An 18,898-nucleotide genomic window follows, 5' to 3' on the forward strand; every position below is an offset into this window, starting at 1 on the left:
TCCCATGCCGAACTCAGAAGTGAAACGCGGTAGCGCCGATGGTAGTGTGGCATTCGCCATGCGAGAGTAGGACACTGTCAGGCACCTATTTAGAAGAGGCCTCCCATTCGGGAGGCCTTTTTGCATTTCTGCGTTCCAAAAATCTGCCATGCCGCCGGCATTTTAGTAAAAGTGCTGGGCTATCAAGGGATTGCCCGTTACTCTTTAGCCGTTACCGATTAACACGTGATGCTGCCAGCGAGGTATTGATGGCTACGTTGAAGGAAATTGCACAGGAAGCGGGGGTTTCTCTCGCGACGGTATCCCGGGTACTGAACGAGGATCCCAGCCTGAGCGTCAAGGAAGAGACCAAGCAGCGGATCTTCGAAATTGCCGAACGGCTGGAGTACAAGACCAGTAGCGCCCGCAAGGGGGTACACAAGAGCAAGCTGCACTTTCTGGTGGTCTATGCCTATCCCCAGAGTACCGAGGTCAACGACCCTTACTATCTCGCCATTCGGTATGGCATCGAGACCCAGAGTGCCCGCCTCAATATCGAGCTGACTCATCTCTACAACTGCGGTGAAGGGCGCGAACTGAGCGCCGTGGATGGCATTCTGGTGGTCGGCACCCTCACAGCCGAGCGTCTGGCCCAGCTCAGGGCTTGCTCCAGCCAGCTGGTGTTTGTCGACTGCCGTTCACAGGGAGAGTTTGACTCGGTCGATGTGGATCTCGCCCTGATCAGCCAGCAGGTAGTCGATTACTTTATCGCACAGGGGCATCAGCGCATCGGTTATATCGGTGGCCAGGATGAGAATCCGGACTTGCGTGAACTGGCCTTCCGTGATTATGGCCAGCGGTTGGGGGTGGTGCAGGAGAGCGATCTCTATCGTGGGGACTTCTCCAGCGCTTCCGGCTACCAGTTGGCGAAGGAGATGCTGGCCGGCGATTGGCCCAAGGCGCTGTTTGTCGCCTCCGACTCCATCGCCATCGGTGTGCTGCGTGCCATTCATGAGAAGGGACTGGCGATTCCCCAGCAGATCGAGCTTATCAGCGTCAACGATATCCCGACCGCCAAGTTCACCTTCCCGCCGCTCTCTACGGTGCGGATCCACTCCGAGTTGATGGGCTCCCAGGGGGTCAATTTGCTGGTTGAGCGGCTGCGAGACGAGCGGGATATTCCACTCCGGGTGCTGGTACCGAGCAAGTTGACCCTGCGTGGTACTACTCGCTGATTTTAGTAAAAAACTCTGCTTTTTAGTCGCACCATCTTGCGGTGGTGCGACACCTCTCCCAAGCAAACCTCTTTCCCATATCATCCAGTAACTTCATATCATATTGTTTTATAGTTGATTTTATTGCTAATCAGCCAACTCTTATCAACATCCATGCCACTCATCCATATCTTGTCCTCCTTTATCTCCCGCTTCTGATCTCGCTCACAAAACCATCTGTTCATTGTGATCAGGTTAAAACTTTACCAATTCAAAGCTGATATTTAGTAAATGTTTATCTAGAGTTTACCCAGTCAAAGTTGCCTTGTTCCGGGAGGACATGTGAATAACTGGGAAAACGTCCAATTCGTTGGTGAAAACAGGCTGGCCCCGCGCGCCTACTTCTTCTCTTATGCCGACCACGTGCTGGCAGCCACCATGCAGCGCGAGCTGAGCCGCCGTTTTCTGAGCCTTGGCGGCCAGTGGCAGTTCCACTACTTCGACCACCCCCTGCAGGTACCGGAGGCCTTCTATCACAGCCCCATGAGCGAGTGGGGCCAGATCACCGTGCCCAACATGTGGCAGATGGAAGGGCACGGCAATCTGCAGTACACCGACGAGGGTTTTCCCTTCCCCATCGACGTGCCCTTCGTGCCGACCAACAACCCCACCGGCGCCTATCAGCGCAGCTTCACGCTGAGCCCGGCTTGGGACGGCGAGCAGGTGATCATCAAGTTTGACGGGGTGGAGACCTACTTCGAGGTCTATGTGAACGGCCACTACGTCGGCTTCAGCAAGGGCAGCCGTCTCACCGCCGAGTTCGATATCAGTGCCTACGCCAAGGTTGGCGAGAACCTGTTGTCGGTGCGGGTGATGCAGTGGGCTGACTCCACCTATATCGAAGATCAGGATATGTGGTGGATGGCGGGGATCTTCCGCGACGTCTATCTGGTGGGCAAACCGGCCGCCCATGTGCAGGACTTCTTTATCCGCACCGCGCTGACTGATGACAACCAGAGCGCTACCCTGAGCTGCGATATCCAGCTCGAGAACCTGGGGGCGGCCGCCCGTGATCACCGTCTGGTCTGGTCCCTGCTGGATCAAGGCAGCGAGATCGCCAGCGGCTCCCTCGACCATCTCGCCATCGACGGCAAGTGTGATTGCCGCTTCACGCTGGATCTGGCCAACCCCCATCTGTGGAGCGCCGAAGATCCTTACCTCTATCAGCTGCAACTCTCCCTCTACAACGGTCAGGGCGAGCTGCTGGAAGTGATCCCGCAGCGGGTCGGGGTGCGTGAAATCAAGGTCAAGGATGGCCTCTTCTACGTCAACGGTCACTACCTCAAGCTGCACGGGGTGAACCGCCACGACAACGACCACCTCAAGAGCCGTGCGGTCGGCATGGATCGTGTTGAACGCGATATCGTGCTGATGAAGCAGCACAACCTCAACTCGGTACGTACCGCCCACTACCCGAACGATCCTCGCTTCTACGAGCTGTGCGACCAGTACGGTCTGTTCGTGATGGCGGAGACCGACGTGGAGACCCACGGTTTTGCCAACGTCGGCGATCTCAGCCGCATCACTGACGATCCCTTCTGGGAGCCGGTGTTCGTGGATCGCATCGAGCGCCACGTGCACGCCCAGAAGAACCACCCCTCCATCATCATCTGGTCGCTGGGCAACGAATCCGGCTACGGCTGCAACATCAGGGCCATGTACCAGCGTTGCAAGGCGATCGACCCGACCCGGCTGGTGCACTACGAAGAGGATCGCGATGCCGAGGTGGTGGATGTGGTCAGTACCATGTACTCACGCGTCTCCCAGATGAACTGCTTCGGCGAGTTCCCGATGGCCAAGCCTCGTATCCTCTGCGAATATGCCCACGCCATGGGCAACGGCCCGGGTGGCCTCAGCGAATACCAGCAGGTGTTCGACCGTCATCCCCACATTCAGGGTCACTACATCTGGGAGTGGTGCGATCACGGCATTCTGGATCAGGACGAGCAGGGGCGCCCTGTCTACAAGTACGGCGGCGACTATGGCGACTACCCCAACAACTACAACTTCTGCATGGATGGCCTCATCTATCCGGATCAGACCCCGGGGCCTGGCCTGCGCGAATACAAGCAGGTGATCTGCCCGGTCAAGGTGCGCGCGCTGGATCTGGCGAGCGGCAAGCTGGCGGTGGAAAACCGCTACTGGTTCTCCACTCTCGACGACATCCGCCTGCTGGTTGAAGTGAAGGCTGAGGGCGAGCTGCTGGCCAGCCAGCAAATCCGGCTGGAAGGGGTAGCTCCCGGAGCCACCACAGAGTTGCAACTCGAACTGCCATCTCTCGATGGGCGGGAAACCTTCGTCCAGCTGCGGGTCATCAAGGTCACCGCCACCCGCTACAGCGCGGCGGAGCACGAGCTGGGCCAGTACCAGTTCCAACTGAAGGCATCGACTCGCCAGCTGCGACCCTTTGCCAATCCCAACGCTACTGCGCTGCAGATTGCCGACGAGCGCCTCGCGCTGACCTTGAGCGGCAGCGGCTTTGCCCTGCGCTTCTCGCGCCTCGACGGCAAGCTGGTGAGCTGGCAGCAGGATGGAAATGAGCTGATTGAGCGCTCGCCGCGCCTCACCTTCTTCAAGCCGATGATCGACAACCACAAGCAGGAGTACGAGAGCCTGTGGCACCCGAACCACCTGCAGATCATGCAGGAGCACTTCCGCACCTTAAGCTGGCGTCAGCTGGGCGAGGCGGTCGAGGTGACGGTCGAGAGCCTGATCGCGCCGCCGGTGTTCGACTTCGGCATGCGCTGCCGCTACGTCTACACCCTGAGCCCGAACGGTCAGCTGCACGTTGCGCTGTCCGGTCAGCCCTATGGCGGTTATGACGACATCATCCCCAAGATCGGCTTCGAGCTGGGCATTCGTCAGGATCTCGACCGGGTGCACTACTACGGCATGGGCCCGGGGGAGAACTATCAGGACAGCCGCCAGAGCAACTGGATCGACAGCTTCCAGAGCACAGTCAGCGAGATGTGGGAGCACTACCCCTTCCCGCAGGATAACGGCAACCGCCAGCAGGTGCGCTGGGCGACCCTGACCAACCGCCACGGCGCCGGTCTCTACGTGCGGCCTGATGCCCCCATCAACCTGAGCGTCTGGCCCTACAGCTGGGAGCATATCCACGCGGCGCAGCACATCAACGAGCTGGAACCGAGCGGTTATCTCACCCTCAATCTGGATCACAAGGTGCTGGGACTGGGTTCCAACTCCTGGGGCTCCGAGGTGCTGGACTCCTGGCGGGTGCGCTTCGAGCCGTTCAGCTTCGGCCTGACCCTGCTGCCCATCGCCCGTGGCAACCTCAATCCGGCTGCGCTGGCCGGGCTCGATCTCACCATCAACGGCGGGAGGAACCTCGCATGATCACCCTGGACAACCTGACCCTGTTCAAAAACATCTACCGGGAGGGCAAGAAGTGGGGCCGCTGCGTGGAGGCCATCAACAACCTGGCCAACCTCAAGCCCGGTATCTGCCACTCCATCGGTGACTCCCTCACCTATCGCTTGCAGGAGGGGGCCAGCCCGGTCACCTCCCTGTTCGAGGGGCAGCGCCGCTACTTCGACGTCCACTACTACCTGGAAGGGGCAGAGACGGTGGAGTGGGCAGCCAAGAGCGAGCTGCGGGTCGAGCAGGCCTATGACGACACCACCGACCGCGAGTGGCTGGCAGGTGAGGTGCGTGAGCGCCAGCAGGTCGGCAAGGGTCAGGTGGTGATCTTCGAGAACGATGAGGCTTACAGGTTTGTCGGCGACGGGCCGGTGAGCAAGGTGATCATCAAGGTCACCGTCGAAGGCGGCTACTTCAAGAACAAATAACAAGCCGCCGGTTCTGCACTGATAAAAGCCGGAATGGCGGGGCTCACCCTACAACCCATGCCCCGCCCTTTCGCTGAGATAACTACAGGTCTGGAGATGCACCATGTCTGATTCCAAACGGAATACGATAGGCAAGTTTGGTCTGCTGTCGCTCACCTTCGCGGCGGTATTCAGCTTCAACAACGTCATCAACAACAACATCGAGATCGGTCTGGCCTCGGCCCCGATGTTCTTTCTGGCCACCATTTTTTACTTCATTCCGTTTTGCCTGATCATTGCGGAGTTCGTATCACTGAACAAAAACTCCGAAGCAGGGGTGTATGCCTGGGTGAAGAGCTCCCTCGGCGGTCGCTGGGCCTTTATCTCCGCCTACACCTACTGGTTCGTGAACCTGTTCTTCTTCACCTCGCTGCTGCCGCGGGTTATCGCCTACGCCTCCTATGCCTTTCTCGGCTACGAGTACATTCTCACACCGGTGGCGACCACGGCATTGAGCATGGTGCTGTTTGCCTTTGCCACCTACGTCTCTACCAACGGTGCCAAGATGCTCGGTCCCATCACCTCGGTGACCTCGTCCCTGATGCTGCTGCTGACCCTCTCCTACATCCTGCTGGCGGGTGCGGCACTGGTGGGCGGCGTGCAGCCGGCTGACCCCATCACGGTAGAGGCCATGGTCCCCGATTTCAGCTGGGCCTTCCTCGGCATCACCACCTGGATCTTTATGGCGGCCGGTGGCGCCGAGTCGGTGGCGGTCTATGTCAATGACGTGAAAGGGGGCTCCAAGTCCTTCGTGAAAGTGATCATCATCGCCGGGATCTTTATCGGGGTGCTCTACTCCATCGCCTCGCTGTTGATCAACGTGTTCGTGCCGAGCGGCACCCTGAAATATACCGGCGGCTCGGTGCAGGTATTTGAGGGGCTGGCGGCCTACTTCGGCCTGCCGGAGATCCTGATGAACCGCTTCGTCGGGCTGGTCTCCTTCACCGCCATGTTCGGCTCCCTGCTGATGTGGACGGCGACCCCGGTGAAGATCTTCTTCTCCGAAATCCCGGCCGGCATCTTCGGCAAGAAGACGGTCGAGCTGAACGAGAACGGCGTGCCCGCCCGTGCAGCCTGGATCCAGTACCTCATCGTGCTGCCGCTGATGGTGATCCCGACCCTGGGCTCCAACACCGCGCAGGATCTGATGAACACCGTCATCAACATGACCGCCGCCGCCTCCATGCTGCCGCCGCTGTTCATCATGCTGGCCTACCTCAATCTGCGCCTGAAGCTCGACCACCTGCCGCGGGAGTTCAAGATGGGTTCGCGTACCACCGGCATCGCCGTGGTCTCGGTGCTGATCGCCATCTTCTCGGTGGGCTTCCTCGCCTCCACCTTCCCGACCGGTGCCGACATCATGACCATCATCTTCTACAACGTCGGCGGGATCGTGATCTTCCTCGGCTTCGCCTGGTGGAAATACAACAGATACGAGGCCTCCCTCAGCGCCGAAGCGCGCGCGAAAGAGGCCCAGCCGACAGCGCAGGTTGCCATGCAGACGCCATAGGCACTGCATTGAATCCCAATCAAACCGGGTGGCCGTTGGCCACCCGCAAACCGTTGAACCAGAAAAGGAAAAGAGCATGAGCGAGACGATCGAGTTTGCCGAATTCAAACGGGTCGAGATGAAGGTGGGCAAGGTGCTGGAGGTGGTGCGTCACCCCGGGGCCGACAAACTCTACATCGTCCAGATCGACGTGGGTGGCGAGCGGCCGCTGCAGACCGTCACCAGTCTGGTGCCCTACTACAGCGAAGAGGAGCTGATGGGCAGCGAGGTGGTGGTACTGACCAACCTCAAGCCCACCAAAATGCGCGGCGAGCGATCCGAGTGCATGTTGCTCTGCGCCGAGACCCCGGACGAGAGCCAGAGCGTGCTGCTGCAGCCGCGGGTGCCGATGGCGCCGGGCACTCCGATCGTCTGAATGGTATTGCGAGCCGGTGCGGGAGACGGTACCGGTTCAGCAACGAGGCCGTCCACGCGGCCCGATCATAACAAGAGAGTAAAGCGCGGGGCCGACAGACCCTTGCCAAACACATCACAGAGTCACAGCGTTACCCGCAGGGAGCGCAAGTCCACTGGAGGACACCATGTCTGAATCCGTACGCGGCACCATAGGCAAGTTTGCCCTGTTGTCGATGACCTTTGCCGCCGTGTTCAACGTGCGCAACATCGTCAACAACAACATCGAGCTGGGGCTCAGCTCAGCCCCCATCTTCCTGCTGGCGACCATCGTCTACTTCATCCCGTTCGTTTTCATCATTGCCGAGTTCGTTTCGGCCAATAAAAACTCCGAGTCGGGGATGTACGACTGGCTGAAAAAGCCGCTCGGCACCCGGATGGCCTATCTGGGTTCGTTCCTCTACTGGTTCGTGAACCTGTTCTGGTTTGTCTCCCTGCTGCCCAACGTCATCGCCTACGCCTCCTACGCCATGCTGGGCTATGAGTACAGCTTCTCGCCCATGGTCACCTCGATCATCTCCATCGTGCTGTTTGCGGCGGCGACCCACATATCCACCAAGGGGGCGAGCTGGCTCGGCAAGATTGCCGAGATCGTGGCCTACGGGGTGTTTGCCCTGTTCGCCATCTATGTGCTGGGTGCCCTGATGGCTCTGAGTGGCGATCATGTGCCGGCCCAGCCCATCACCCTGGAGGCGATGACTCCCACCGTCAACTGGGCGACCCTCGGCATCATGTGCTGGATCTTCCAGGCGGCGGGCGGTGCCGAGACGGCGGCGGCCTACCTCAATGACGTGAAGGGCGGCCAGAAGTCCTTCATCAAGGTGATCATCAGTGCGGGTATCGTCATCGGCGCCATGTATGCGGTCGGTTCCCTCTTGGTGAACGTGTTCGTGCCGCGCGAGAGCCTCACCTATGCCGGCGGCATGGTGGAGATCTTCACCGGCATGGCCCAGTACTTCGGGCTCTCCGAGGCGCTGGTGGGCCGCTTCGTCGGCGTGGTGCTGTTCATCGCCATGTTCGGTTCCATGATGATGTGGACCTCGGCGCCGGTGAAGATCCACTTCTCCGAGATCCCGCAGGGGGTTTACGGCGAGAAGACCACCCAGCTCAACGAGCATGGCGTGCCGGTGCGCGCCGCCTGGTGGCAGTTTGCCTTCGTGTTTGTGATGCTGGTGGTCAACGGCTTCGGCTCCGAGTCGGTGCAGCAGATGATGAACACCGCCATCAACCTCACCGCTGGCACCGCCATGCTGCCGCCGATCTTCATCATGGTGGCCTACTTCGTGTTCCGCTGGAAACATGACGATACCCCCCGCGACTTCCGCATGGGGTCGCGCAAGTTCGGGATGGGCGTGGTATCGGTGCTGATCGCCATCTTCGTGGTGAGCATGAGCGCCTCCGCCTTCCCGGCCGGGGTGGATCTGGTGCGCGCCTTCTTCATCAACGTCTTTATGACCGCGGTCTTCTCGGCGCTGGCCTACTGGTGGATCTCCCGCTTCGAGAAGCGGCAGGCCCGCAAGCTCGCCGGCAATGAGAAGAAAACCGGCAACGGCAAGCTGGCCAGCCAGCGCTGATCGGCTGAGCGAAGAAGCGGAACGGGCGGCCTTGGTCGCCCGTTTTTTTATCCATTTTTCGCCGTTGGGGAGCTGTCAGGGCCGGCTTATCGTCAACTTTTGCTGCTCGATATGGCGAAGGCGTTAAGCATTGATGAACAATTATTCGCTGCTCAACTTTGCGCCTCTCCGTTATCGGGGTAAGCTGGAGGTTCGTTTTAGCGGGAGGTGCCAGACACCTCCTGTTGTGTTTCTTGTCCTCCCCAATCCTGACTGCCGCCACGGCAGCAGGATGCCCTTCTGATGGAGACCTTTCGTGCGTCTGGATCCCTTTACTGTTGTGCTGATTGCGGTGGTCACCCTGGCCTCCCTCTTTCCCTGCGAGGGTCAGGTGGCCGTCTGGTTCGGTCTGCTGACCAAGCTGGCGGTGGCGCTCCTGTTCTTCATGCATGGCGCCAAGCTGTCGCGCCAGAACCTGCTGGCGGGCCTCGGTCACTGGCGGCTCCATCTGGTGGTGATGCTCAGCACCTTCGTGCTGTTTCCGCTGCTCGGGCTGCTGCTCACCCCGCTGGTGCCGGGCTGGCTGAGCCCGGCTATTTACCTCGGCTTCCTCTATCTCTGCGCCCTGCCTGCCACCGTGCAGTCGGCCATCGCCTTTACCTCGATGGCAGGGGGCAATGTGTCGGCGGCGGTGTGCAGCGCCTCAGCCTCCAGCATCCTCGGCATCTTCCTCTCGCCGGTGCTGGTGGGGATGATGATCCACGTGCAGGGGGAGGGGATCGACACCTGGCACTCCATCCAGTCCATCATGATGCAGCTGATGCTGCCGTTCGTGGTGGGCCACCTGTCGCGTCCGCTCATTGGCCGCTGGGTCGACAGCCATCGGCCGCTCATCGGCAAGCTGGATCAGAGCTCCATCCTGCTGGTGGTCTATGTGGCCTTCAGCGAGGCGGTGGTACAGGGGATTTGGCACCAGGTCGGTTGGTACGATCTGGCCAGTATCGTGCTGCTGAGCTGTGTCTTGCTGGCGCTGGTGCTCTGCTGGAACGTCTGGATCAGCCGTCGCCTCGGCTTCGACAAGGCGGACGAGATCACCATCGTCTTTTGCGGTTCGAAGAAGAGTCTCGCCAACGGGGTGCCGATGGCCAACGTCATGTTCCCGGCCGCCAGCGTCGGGGTGATGGTGCTGCCGCTGATGATCTTCCACCAGATCCAGCTGATGGTCTGCGCCGTGCTGGCGCGCCGCTATCACGAGCAGGGGCATTGATACTCGCGCCGTTTTGACTGTCATAACAAGAGGGAGGCCCGTTGGCCTCCCTCTTTTCATCTGCATGCAGATCGGCGGACTAGCGTTTGCGCCAGACGGTGAGCTGCGCCACCGTGTGCTGGTATTTGCGGGCGGTCTCGCGGATGACGAAAGGCACATCCCGCGGCGAGCAGTGCTCCTCGAACTCCGCCGCCAGCAGCCGTTGCAGCGCCTGATAGGTGGTGAGCGCCTCGCCGTTTTCACGAATGCCACCGAGCCAGTTGGCGGGTGGGGTATATTCCGCCAGCCAGGTATAGGGGCTGGTGAGCACCAGCAGGCCACCGCTGCGCAGCCGCGGGGCGATATCCCGCAGGAAGCGGGCGGGCTCCCGCAGCCGGTCGATCAGGTTGGAGGCGAGCACCAGATCGTAGTGGTCATATTTGGGCTTGAGGTTGCAGGCATCCCCCTGACTGAAGTGGATGCGCTCCGCCTGAATCGCCCCCAGCCCGTGGCACGACAGGCGCGCCTCGCAATACTCCACCAGTTCACCCTCCAGCGGAATGGCGTAGCGGAAGCTGTCTTGGCTGGCGAGGGCCAGCGCCACATCGATGAAGCGGGCCGAGTAGTCCACCCCGTCCACATGCTGGAAGTGGCGGGCCAGTTCGAAGCTGGCGCGGCCGGTGGCACAGCCGATATCCAGTGCCCGCTGGTGGTTGCTGCACAGCTCGCCAGCAAGATCAGCAAGCGTCTTGGCGTAGTTGGCTACCCCGAAGTGGCTCGGGCCGTACTGGAAGTCGAGGTACTGAGCGACGAGCGTGTCGGTTTCATAGGGATTCACGATAACGGGTTCCTGATAACGGGAGACCAGATAGCGGAAACCCGCATGCTGGAAGAAGTGACGCCGGAAGGCGTAACGGGATGATTTGAGCGCTTCGTTGCCCGTGCTGATCCAGCTGCCCCCCTTGATCAGGGTGTGCTTGCCATCAAAGGTGGGGGTGGAGAAGTCGTCGTAGAGCGGGTGGATTTTAAAGCCGTCGAAGCCATCGATGGCGGTGCTGGTCCACTGCCAGACATTGCCCACCAGATCGAAGAACTCCCCTTGCGGGCAGGCATCCACCGGGCAGGAGGAGGCGAAGCGGGCCAGATTGATATTGCCGGGTGCCTCCGTCCAGTCCGGCTGATCGCCGGGTAGCTGCTCGCGCAGCAGCATCCACTCCGCCTCGCTCGGCAGCTGGATGGGGAGTCCGGTCTGTGCCGCCTTCCAGCGACAGAAGGCGGCCGCTTCCAGCTGATTCACCTCGACCGGCCAGTCCCAGGGGATGGCGACCTGCTCGGTCATCAGCCGCAGCTGCAATTGTTCGGGCTCGGCGGGGTCACCCACCCAGAAGGTGGGCATCTGCGCCCTGGCGTACTGGCACCAGCCCCATCCCTCCTCATCCCACCACTGTTGCTGGTCGTAGCCGCCCGCCTGGACGAAGGCGAGGTACTCGGCATTGCTCACCAGCATGCGGCTGGCCTGAAACGGGGCCAGCTCGATCTGGCGCTCGCCATATTCGTTGTCCCAGCCGTAGGTGGCGTCCTGCTTGCCAAGGCGCACCTTGCCGCCGGCCACCGGCAGCAGGCTGTTGGCGGGTACTAGGTCAATGCGGTGGCGGGCTTCGGTACAGGTGGGCCAATAAGGCTGCGGTCGCACCCAGGCGAGCGGCAACTGGCGGATCAGCACGCTGGAGGTCTCGAGGTGGATGCGCTCGTGCTCTATCCCCATCAGGATCACCCAGGCCGGGCTCTGCCAGTCGATGGGCAGGGTGAGCGGCATCTGGCGGATGAAATCACCCACCAGCGAACGGACTTTGGCCCGATAGCTGCGCAGCTCGCTGACCTTGGGCCAGTCGTAGTGGGTCTCGTCCAGATCGTCCCAGCTCATCTCGTCCACCCCGATGGCAACCATGGCCTCGATGCGGGCATCCAGCCGCTGATCGATCAGGCGCGCCGCCAGCAGCTTGTTGATAAAGAAGGCGGCGGTGTGGCCGTAGTAGAAGATGAGCGGGTGGCGCAGCGGGATCGCCTTGTTGAACCAGGCCCGCTCATCGGCCAGACAGTCGAACAGCGAGTCGTAGAGATCGAAGGTCTGACAGAAGTAGGCGAGCAGCTCGCGCCGTTTCTGCTCGGGATCGCTGCCGGTCAGCAGCGGGGTGCGAGTCGGCTCCGGCAGACCGGTGGCAGTGGAATAGAGAGGGCTTGCTTGGGTCACGCTCTGACTCCTTGTTGGCAGTGAAGACTGACAAGACAGTGGTAATGACATTACCGCAATGGAGAGCTTGGTACGCACGAAGTACCACTATTGGCTCAACAGACCGGCAGGGCAATTAAAAACTTCCACGGGCTGTCAGCATAGTGACCGGCAGGACGACCCGCCAATCAGCCACAATCATATCCGTTCGAGAATGGTTATTTTCACCAAAATATGGTCTAAATGGCTCTCTTTATTCTTCGGTTTGTTCTGGGTGAAATAGTTATTTCCTTTTGAATCATCATGTTAATTTTTGGCTCACGCTTTGCAGAGCATGAAAACCAATTGGCCTTGGATGGGCAACACATAAGGAGGAGAGTAGCGATGAAATGGATGATGGTGGTCATGTTGATGGCGGGGCTCAGTGGTTGTCACTGGCTGGATCAGACCAGAGTGACCGGAACGGGGGCTGTGGTCGAGCGCCAGCAGGCGCTCGGTGATGGGGTGACCCGTGTGCTGGCGGGGGTGCCTGCCACCCTCCATCTGGTCGCGGGGGAGCCGCGCGGTATCCTGATCAAGGGGCAGGCAAATCTCTTGCCCTATCTGGTGCTGACCGAGAGCGGTGACAAGCTGGAGATCGAGGTGAAGGAGGGTTACCGGCTCGATCCTACCGAGCCGCTGGAGCTGACCATCACCTTACCGGAGCTGAACGAACTGGCATTGGCCGGGACCGGCAACGGCGATCTGAACGGCTTCAAGGGGGATGAGCTGGTGCTGTCAGTGGCCGGTACCGGTGACATCGTTGCCAGTCAGCTGGAGTTGAAACGGTTGGAAGGCAATATCGCTGGCACCGGCAGTCTGGAGCTGGGCAGCGGTTCGGCACAGGCCATCGAGCTGAACATTGCCGGATCTGGTGATGTGCTCGGGAGCGAGATGCGCGGCAAGGAGGTAGAGGTCAATATCGCCGGTAGCGGTGATGTGGCGGTACGGGCGCAGGAGACGCTGAAAGTCGGCATCGCCGGCTCAGGCAACATCGCCTACTGTGGTGATCCCAAGGTGGAGCAGCAGATCGCAGGCTCCGGCGGCGTGACCCGCGCGGGCAGTTGATATCAACCGATCACCACAACTGAAACAGGCCCGTAACGGGCCTGTGTTGATCAGAGGTGGCGGGCGTGAAAGCGCAGGTGCGCCTCGATAAAGCTCGCCACGAAGTAGTAGCTGTGGTCATAGCCCTCGTGGCGGTTGAGCTCCAGTGGCCACCCCTTGCTGGCGGCCACTTCGGCCAGCGCATCAATATGCAACTGCTCGGCGAGGAAGGGATCATCCAGCCCCACATCCACCAGAGTTGGCAGCGGTGTGACCGGCTGGTGGCGCAGCAGCTGGCAGGCATCCCACTCCTGCCACAACAGCGGATTGCTGCCGAGGTAGGCGCCGAGCGCCTTCTGGCCCCAGGGGCAGCGGCTCGGGTGGCAGATCGGACTGAAGGCCGACACCGAGCGGTAGCGACCGGGCTCCCGCAACGCGGCGATCAGCGCTCCGTGACCGCCCATGGAGTGGCCGCTGATGGCGCGGCGGGTCGAGACCGGGAAGTGGGTCTCTATCAAGTCAGGCAGTTCGCGGGTGACGTAGTCATACATCTGGTAGTGCGCCTGCCAGGGGCTCTGGCTGGCATTGACGTAAAAGCCCGCGCCCATGCCGAGGTCATAACCGGGATCGTCGGCCACGCCGTCGCCGCGGGGGCTGGTGTCCGGCGCCACCAGGGCGATGCCAAGCTCGGCGGCGATACGCTGGGCACCCGCCTTCTGCATGAAGTTCTCATCGTTGCAGGTGAGACCGCTGAGCCAGTAGAGCACGGGCACCTTCTGGCCGGTGAGGGCCTGGGGCGGCAGATAGATGGCAAAATTCATCTCGCAGCCGAGCACGCTGGCGTGGTGGCGATAGCGCTTGTGCCAGCCGCCGAAGCTCTTGTTGCTGCTGATAATCTCCAGATTCATCGAAGGACTCCTGCACCCCGCCCACGATGGCGGGCGGGGTGATCATGCTCAGTAGTGGATAACGGTGCGGATGCTCTTGCCTTGGTGCATCAACTCGAACGCCTCGTTGATCTGCTCAAGCCCCATGGTGTGGGTGATGAAGTCATCTAGGCGGAACTCACCCTGCATGTAGCGCTGCACATAGCTCGGCAGCTCGCTGCGACCGCGAACCCCGCCGAAGGCGCTGCCGCGCCAGACCCGGCCGGTCACCAGCTGGAACGGACGGGTGCTGATCTCCTGACCCGCTCCGGCGACGCCGATAATGACCGACTCGCCCCAGCCCTTGTGGCAGCACTCCAGCGCCGCGCGCATCACCTTGACGTTGCCGATGCACTCGAAGGAGAAGTCGACGCCGCCGTCGGTCAGCTCGACGATCACCTCCTGAATCGGTTTGTCGTAATCGTTCGGGTTGATGCAGTCGGTGGCGCCCAGCTTGCGGGCCAGCTCGAATTTGCTCTCGTTGATATCGATGGCGATGATGCGCCCAGCCTTGGCCAGACGGGCGCCGATCACCGCCGAGAGGCCGATGCCCCCCAGCCCGAAGATGGCGACGCTCTCACCCTCTTTCACCTTGGCGGTGTTCATCACGGCGCCGATGCCGGTGGTGACGCCACAACCGAGCAGGCAGACCTCTTCCAGCGGGGCGGCCGGGTCTACCTTGGCGATGGAGATCTCAGGCAGTACCGTGTATTCGCTGAAGGTGGAGGTGCCCATGTAGTGATAGATGGGCTGGCCATCTTTCGAGAAGCGGGTGGTGCCGTCCGGCATCAGCCCCTTACCCTGGGTGGCGCGGATCTTCTGGCAGAGGTTGGTCTTGCCGGATTTGCAGAATTTGCACTCGCCGCACTCGGGGGTATAGAGCGGGATCACGTGATCCCCCACCTTGACGCTGGTGACCCCTTCGCCGACCGATTCGACGATGCCGCCTCCCTCGTGACCGAGAATGCAGGGGAAGACCCCTTCCGGATCCTCACCGGAGAGAGTGAAGGCATCGGTGTGGCAGACGCCGGTGGCGACGATGCGCACCCGCACCTCGCCCGCTTGCGGCGGCATGACCTCGACCTCTTCGATGGAGAGGGGCTGGCCCGGGCCCCAGGCGATGGCGGCCTTACACTTGATGCTTTGAACCTGTGCCATGACGGATGTCCTTATTGTTGAGCAGGGTGAACAGAGATGAGTTCGGGCATTCAGTGTAGTTTCCCGCCGATTTGGTGATAATGAGGGCAAATCTCAAATCACTTTTACACACAGGTAATAATGTTCAGCTGGGAAGGGATCTGTGAATTTGTCAGCGTGGCGGAGCAGGGGGGTTTTACCCCGGCGGCGCGCAAGCTGGGAGTGTCGGTGGCGCAAGTGAGCCGGCAGGTGGCACAGCTGGAAGATCGGCTGCAGGCCAAGCTGCTGCTGCGTACCACCCGTCAGGTGCGACTCACTGAGCTTGGCGAGATCTACTATCGCCACTGCCGTCAGCTGCTCGATAACCTCTACGAGGCGGAGCTGGCGGTGGGGCGCCATCAGGCGGTGCCGCAGGGCACCCTGCGCATCACGGCCCCAGTCTCCTACGGCGAGAGCCGCATCGCCCCGCTGGTGAACGACTTCATGGTGCGTTTCCCCCAGCTGGAGGTGACCCTCAACCTCACCAACCAGCTGCTGGATCTGGTGCACGAAGGCTACGATCTGGCGCTTCGGCTAGGTCATCTCAAGGATTCGACTCTGGTGGCGCGCAAGCTGGCGCAGCGGGTGCCCTATGTCTGCGCCTCACCGGCTTACACCGCTCGCCACGGCATGCCCAACAGCCTCTCCGAGCTGACCCGTCACACCTGTCTGGTAGGCAACAGCGACGAGTGGCACTTCACTCTGGATGGCCGCCCCCACAGCGTGCGGGTGCGCGGCCTGTTGCAGTGCAACAGCGGCCACGCCCTGCTGGACGCGGCGCTCAAGGGGATCGGCATCATCCAGCTGCCGGACTACTACGTGAGCGACCATCTGGCCCGAGGGGAGCTGATCGAGTTGCTGCCTGAACTGCGGGCCCCGGCGGAGGGAATCTGGGCCCTCTATCCCCACAACCGCCACCTCTCCCCCAAGGTGCGGCTGCTGGTGGACTATCTGGCCGAGCGGCTGAGCGACCCTCACCAACCGGCGCTGGTGATGCCCATAGGCTAGGGCTCTCCCCAGCCGTTGACTCACCGGCGGCGGGCGACAGGTGCGATGGCCTGAAAATAAAAGAGCCCTTGAGGAATCAAGGGCTCTTTTGCAGGTAACAACCGGATAGTCAGCGACCCATCATTCGATGTTCTGGATTTGCTCGCGCATCTGCTCGATGAGGACTTTCAGCTCTACGGCGGACTGGGTCACTTCGGCGTTGATCGACTTTGAACCAAGCGTGTTCGACTCGCGGTTGAACTCCTGCATCATAAAGTCGAGACGACGGCCGCAGGCGCCACCCTTCTTCATGATCTTGTTGGTCTCGCTGATGTGCATCTCCAGACGATCCAGCTCTTCGGCTACGTCGATCTTCTGGGCCAGCAGCACGATCTCCTGCTCGATGCGGGCCGGATCCAGCTCCACCTTGGCTTCGGCCAGACGGTCGGTGAGCTTCTGGCGCTGCCACTCGATGATCTGCGGCAGGTGGACGCGCACCTTCTTCACTTCCACCTGAATACCGGCCAGACGCTGTTCGATCAGCGCCTTGAGGTTGGCCCCTTCGCTGGCGCGGGAGGCGAGAAAATCTTCCATGGTCTGGTCAAAACCGCCGAGCAGCTCGGTGGCGACCGCGTCCATGTCCTGCTCGGCGGCAGCCATGACGCCCGGCCAACGCAGTACGTCGACCGGATTGAGCTGGCCCTGACCCGCCTCTTTCATTACCCAGCTGGCGCTGTCGATGATGAGCTTGGCCAGCTCTTCATTGATATGGAGCTGGCTGGCTGCGGCCTGAGCGGCCTCGAAGCGCAGGTTGCACTCCACCTTGCCGCGCTGCAGTTTGGCGCGGAAACGCTCACGCAGAACCGGCTCCAGGCTGCGCAGTTGCTCCGGCAGGCGAATGTAGGTCTCCAGATAACGCTGGTTGACCGAACGGATTTCCCAAACGGCTGTGCCCCAGTCGCCCTTGAGTTCCTTGCGGGCGTAGGCGGTCATGCTGTGAATCATTGATTGTTCCGGGCTTGATGAAGTGTGCGGCCAGTATACTCAGCCCGGCCCTGCTCGTCAGCCGATGCCGTGGTTTTAGCGGCTGATATTTGGGGCGGGATCACTTATAATCCCCCGCCAATTTGAGCCAGCCCAGAGGTCCGTTCCATGTCACGTCCAAGCGATCGCAGTGCCGCGCAACTTCGCCCGGTTACCATTACCCGCAATTTCACCAAACATGCAGAAGGCTCAGTGCTGGTGGAGTTCGGTAACACTCGCGTGCTCTGCACCGCCAGCGTCGACACCAGCGTGCCGCGCTTCCTGAAAGGGAAGAATCAGGGCTGGGTCACCGCCGAGTACGGCATGCTGCCGCGCTCCACTCACTCCCGGATGAACCGCGAAGCGGCCTCCGGCAAGCAGAGTGGCCGCACTCTGGAGATCTCCCGTCTGATCGCCCGCTCCCTGCGCGCGGCGGTAGACCTGACTGCGCTGGGCGAGCACTCCATCACAGTTGACTGTGACGTGCTGCAAGCCGATGGCGGCACCCGCACCGCCTCCATTACCGGTGCCTGTGTGGCGCTGGTGGATGCGCTGAACTGGATGGTGGAGAAGGGCATGATCAAGCAGAGTCCGCTCAAGCAGATGATCGCCGCCGTTTCCGTCGGCATGTATCAGGGCGAAGCCATCTGCGATCTGGAGTACATCGAAGACTCCGCCGCCGAGACCGACATGAACGTGGTGATGACCGAAGATGGTCGCATCATCGAGGTGCAGGGCACCGCGGAGGCCGAGCCCTTCACCCATGAAGAGCTGCTGGAGATGCTGGCGCTCGCCAAGGGCGGCATCGCCGACATCATTGCGCTGCAGAAGCAGTCGCTCTCCTGATTTTAAAAACGCGGCATTGACCGCGTTTTTTTATACCCCCACACAAGACAACGACAAGCCAAGCAAGGAGCCAGAATGAAAGCCTACCAGCGTCAATTTATCGAGTTCGCCCTGGAGAAACAGGTCCTCAAATTCGGTGAATTTACCCTGAAATCCGGTCGTAAAAGCCCCTACTTCTTCAACGCCGGTCTGTTCAACAGCGGCCGCGATCTGGCCCGTCTCGGCCGCTTCTATGCCGCTGCTCTGATGGATGCCGGCATCGAGTTTGATGTGCTGTTTGGCCCGGCCTACAAGGGGATCCCCATCGCCTCCGCCACCGCCGTGCAGCTGGTGGAGCAGCACGATGTGGATGTGCCCTGGTGCTTCAACCGCAAGGAGGCCAAGGATCACGGCGAGGGCGGCAATCTGGTGGGCAGCCCGCTCAAGGGTCGCATCATGCTGGTGGACGACGTTATCACTGCCGGCACAGCCATCCGTGAATCCATGGATCTGATCCAGGCCAACGGCGCCTCGCTGGCCGGCGTGCTGATCGCGCTGGATCGTCAGGAGAAGGGCAAGGGCGAGCTCTCCGCCATTCAGGAGGTGGAGCGTGACTACGGCGCCCACATTATCGCCATCATCCAGATGAGCGACCTGATCCAGTATCTGGAAGAGAAGCAGGCCGAGCAGCCGGAGCTGGCGGCGCAACTGGCGGCCATGAAGGCTTACCGCGCCCAGTACGGTATCTGAGTCGCAGTTCACACCGCACAATAGTTGAAGGC

At 61.1% G+C, this 18,898-nt stretch carries 15 protein-coding genes; 11 read left to right on the forward strand and 4 right to left on the reverse strand.

What is annotated here, in order from left to right; all coding sequences use genetic code 11:
• The first annotated feature begins 248 nt into the window (after positions 1-248).
• The 7 genes from ebgR (at position 249) to G5315_RS07565 (ending at position 9,884) form a co-directional block, all read left to right on the forward strand.
• Positions 249-1,214: a transcriptional regulator EbgR gene (ebgR, locus tag G5315_RS07535; protein WP_058056272.1), complete on the forward strand. Its 966-nt coding sequence runs from the start codon at positions 249-251 to the stop codon at positions 1,212-1,214.
• Between the two features lie 321 nt (positions 1,215-1,535).
• Positions 1,536-4,610 (forward strand): beta-galactosidase subunit alpha, encoded by a 3,075-nt coding sequence (gene ebgA, locus G5315_RS07540; RefSeq protein WP_421332833.1) that lies wholly within the window; start codon positions 1,536-1,538, stop codon positions 4,608-4,610.
• Entirely contained in the window at positions 4,607-5,062 is a 456-nt protein-coding gene (locus G5315_RS07545; RefSeq protein ID WP_421332834.1) for a beta-galactosidase subunit beta, read from the forward strand. The genes ebgA and G5315_RS07545 overlap by 4 nt, the downstream gene beginning before the upstream one ends.
• Positions 5,063-5,165: 103 nt before the next feature.
• The gene (locus G5315_RS07550) at positions 5,166-6,611 is read left to right on the forward strand and encodes an amino acid permease (RefSeq protein WP_073348617.1); all 1,446 of its coding nucleotides are present in this window, start codon (positions 5,166-5,168) and stop codon (positions 6,609-6,611) included.
• 76 nt (positions 6,612-6,687) lie between these two features.
• On the forward strand, positions 6,688-7,026 hold the full coding sequence (locus tag G5315_RS07555) for a tRNA-binding protein (RefSeq protein ID WP_005342042.1): 339 nt from the start codon (positions 6,688-6,690) through the stop codon (positions 7,024-7,026).
• Between the two features lie 166 nt (positions 7,027-7,192).
• On the forward strand, positions 7,193-8,638 hold the full coding sequence (locus G5315_RS07560) for an amino acid permease (RefSeq protein WP_194494750.1): 1,446 nt from the start codon (positions 7,193-7,195) through the stop codon (positions 8,636-8,638).
• Positions 8,639-8,933: 295 nt separating this feature from the next.
• A complete protein-coding gene (locus G5315_RS07565; protein ID WP_016349038.1) occupies positions 8,934-9,884 on the forward strand; it encodes a bile acid:sodium symporter family protein in 951 nt (316 codons plus the stop codon).
• Between the two features lie 79 nt (positions 9,885-9,963).
• On the opposite strand, the gene ovoA is transcribed toward G5315_RS07565, so the two are convergent.
• Positions 9,964-12,114 carry a 5-histidylcysteine sulfoxide synthase gene (gene ovoA, locus G5315_RS07570; RefSeq protein WP_421209115.1) on the reverse strand — a complete coding sequence of 717 codons (2,151 nt, stop codon included), beginning with the start codon at positions 12,112-12,114 and terminating at the stop codon, positions 9,964-9,966.
• A gap of 363 nt (positions 12,115-12,477) precedes the next feature.
• Between ovoA and G5315_RS07575 the strand changes: the two genes are divergently transcribed.
• On the forward strand, positions 12,478-13,200 hold the full coding sequence (locus G5315_RS07575) for a head GIN domain-containing protein (RefSeq protein ID WP_421332835.1): 723 nt from the start codon (positions 12,478-12,480) through the stop codon (positions 13,198-13,200).
• Positions 13,201-13,250: 50 nt separating this feature from the next.
• Here G5315_RS07575 and fghA read toward each other — a convergent pair whose 3' ends face one another.
• Both fghA and G5315_RS07585 read right to left on the reverse strand, forming a co-directional pair.
• Positions 13,251-14,087, reverse strand: coding sequence for an S-formylglutathione hydrolase (gene fghA, locus G5315_RS07580; protein WP_421209113.1), 837 nt, complete (start codon positions 14,085-14,087; stop codon positions 13,251-13,253).
• Positions 14,088-14,135: 48 nt separating this feature from the next.
• Complete coding sequence (locus tag G5315_RS07585) at positions 14,136-15,263, reverse strand: S-(hydroxymethyl)glutathione dehydrogenase/class III alcohol dehydrogenase (RefSeq protein WP_005356101.1); 1,128 nt, start codon at positions 15,261-15,263, stop codon at positions 14,136-14,138.
• Between the two features lie 120 nt (positions 15,264-15,383).
• On the opposite strand from G5315_RS07585, the gene G5315_RS07590 reads away from it, so the two are divergent.
• Positions 15,384-16,289 (forward strand): LysR substrate-binding domain-containing protein, encoded by a 906-nt coding sequence (locus tag G5315_RS07590; protein ID WP_421236314.1) that lies wholly within the window; start codon positions 15,384-15,386, stop codon positions 16,287-16,289.
• 120 nt (positions 16,290-16,409) lie between these two features.
• Here G5315_RS07590 and G5315_RS07595 read toward each other — a convergent pair whose 3' ends face one another.
• Positions 16,410-17,273 carry a YicC/YloC family endoribonuclease gene (locus G5315_RS07595; protein ID WP_042031958.1) on the reverse strand — a complete coding sequence of 288 codons (864 nt, stop codon included), beginning with the start codon at positions 17,271-17,273 and terminating at the stop codon, positions 16,410-16,412.
• Positions 17,274-17,420: 147 nt separating this feature from the next.
• Between G5315_RS07595 and rph the strand changes: the two genes are divergently transcribed.
• On the forward strand, positions 17,421-18,137 hold the full coding sequence (gene rph, locus G5315_RS07600) for a ribonuclease PH (RefSeq protein WP_005339589.1): 717 nt from the start codon (positions 17,421-17,423) through the stop codon (positions 18,135-18,137).
• 75 nt (positions 18,138-18,212) lie between these two features.
• On the forward strand, positions 18,213-18,866 hold the full coding sequence (gene pyrE / locus G5315_RS07605; RefSeq protein WP_010676102.1) for an orotate phosphoribosyltransferase: 654 nt from the start codon (positions 18,213-18,215) through the stop codon (positions 18,864-18,866).
• The last annotated feature ends 32 nt before the right edge of the window (positions 18,867-18,898 follow it).

It is taken from the genome of Aeromonas sp. 603607, from assembly GCF_049171595.1.
Taxonomy (GTDB): Bacteria; Pseudomonadota; Gammaproteobacteria; order Enterobacterales; family Aeromonadaceae; genus Aeromonas; species Aeromonas veronii.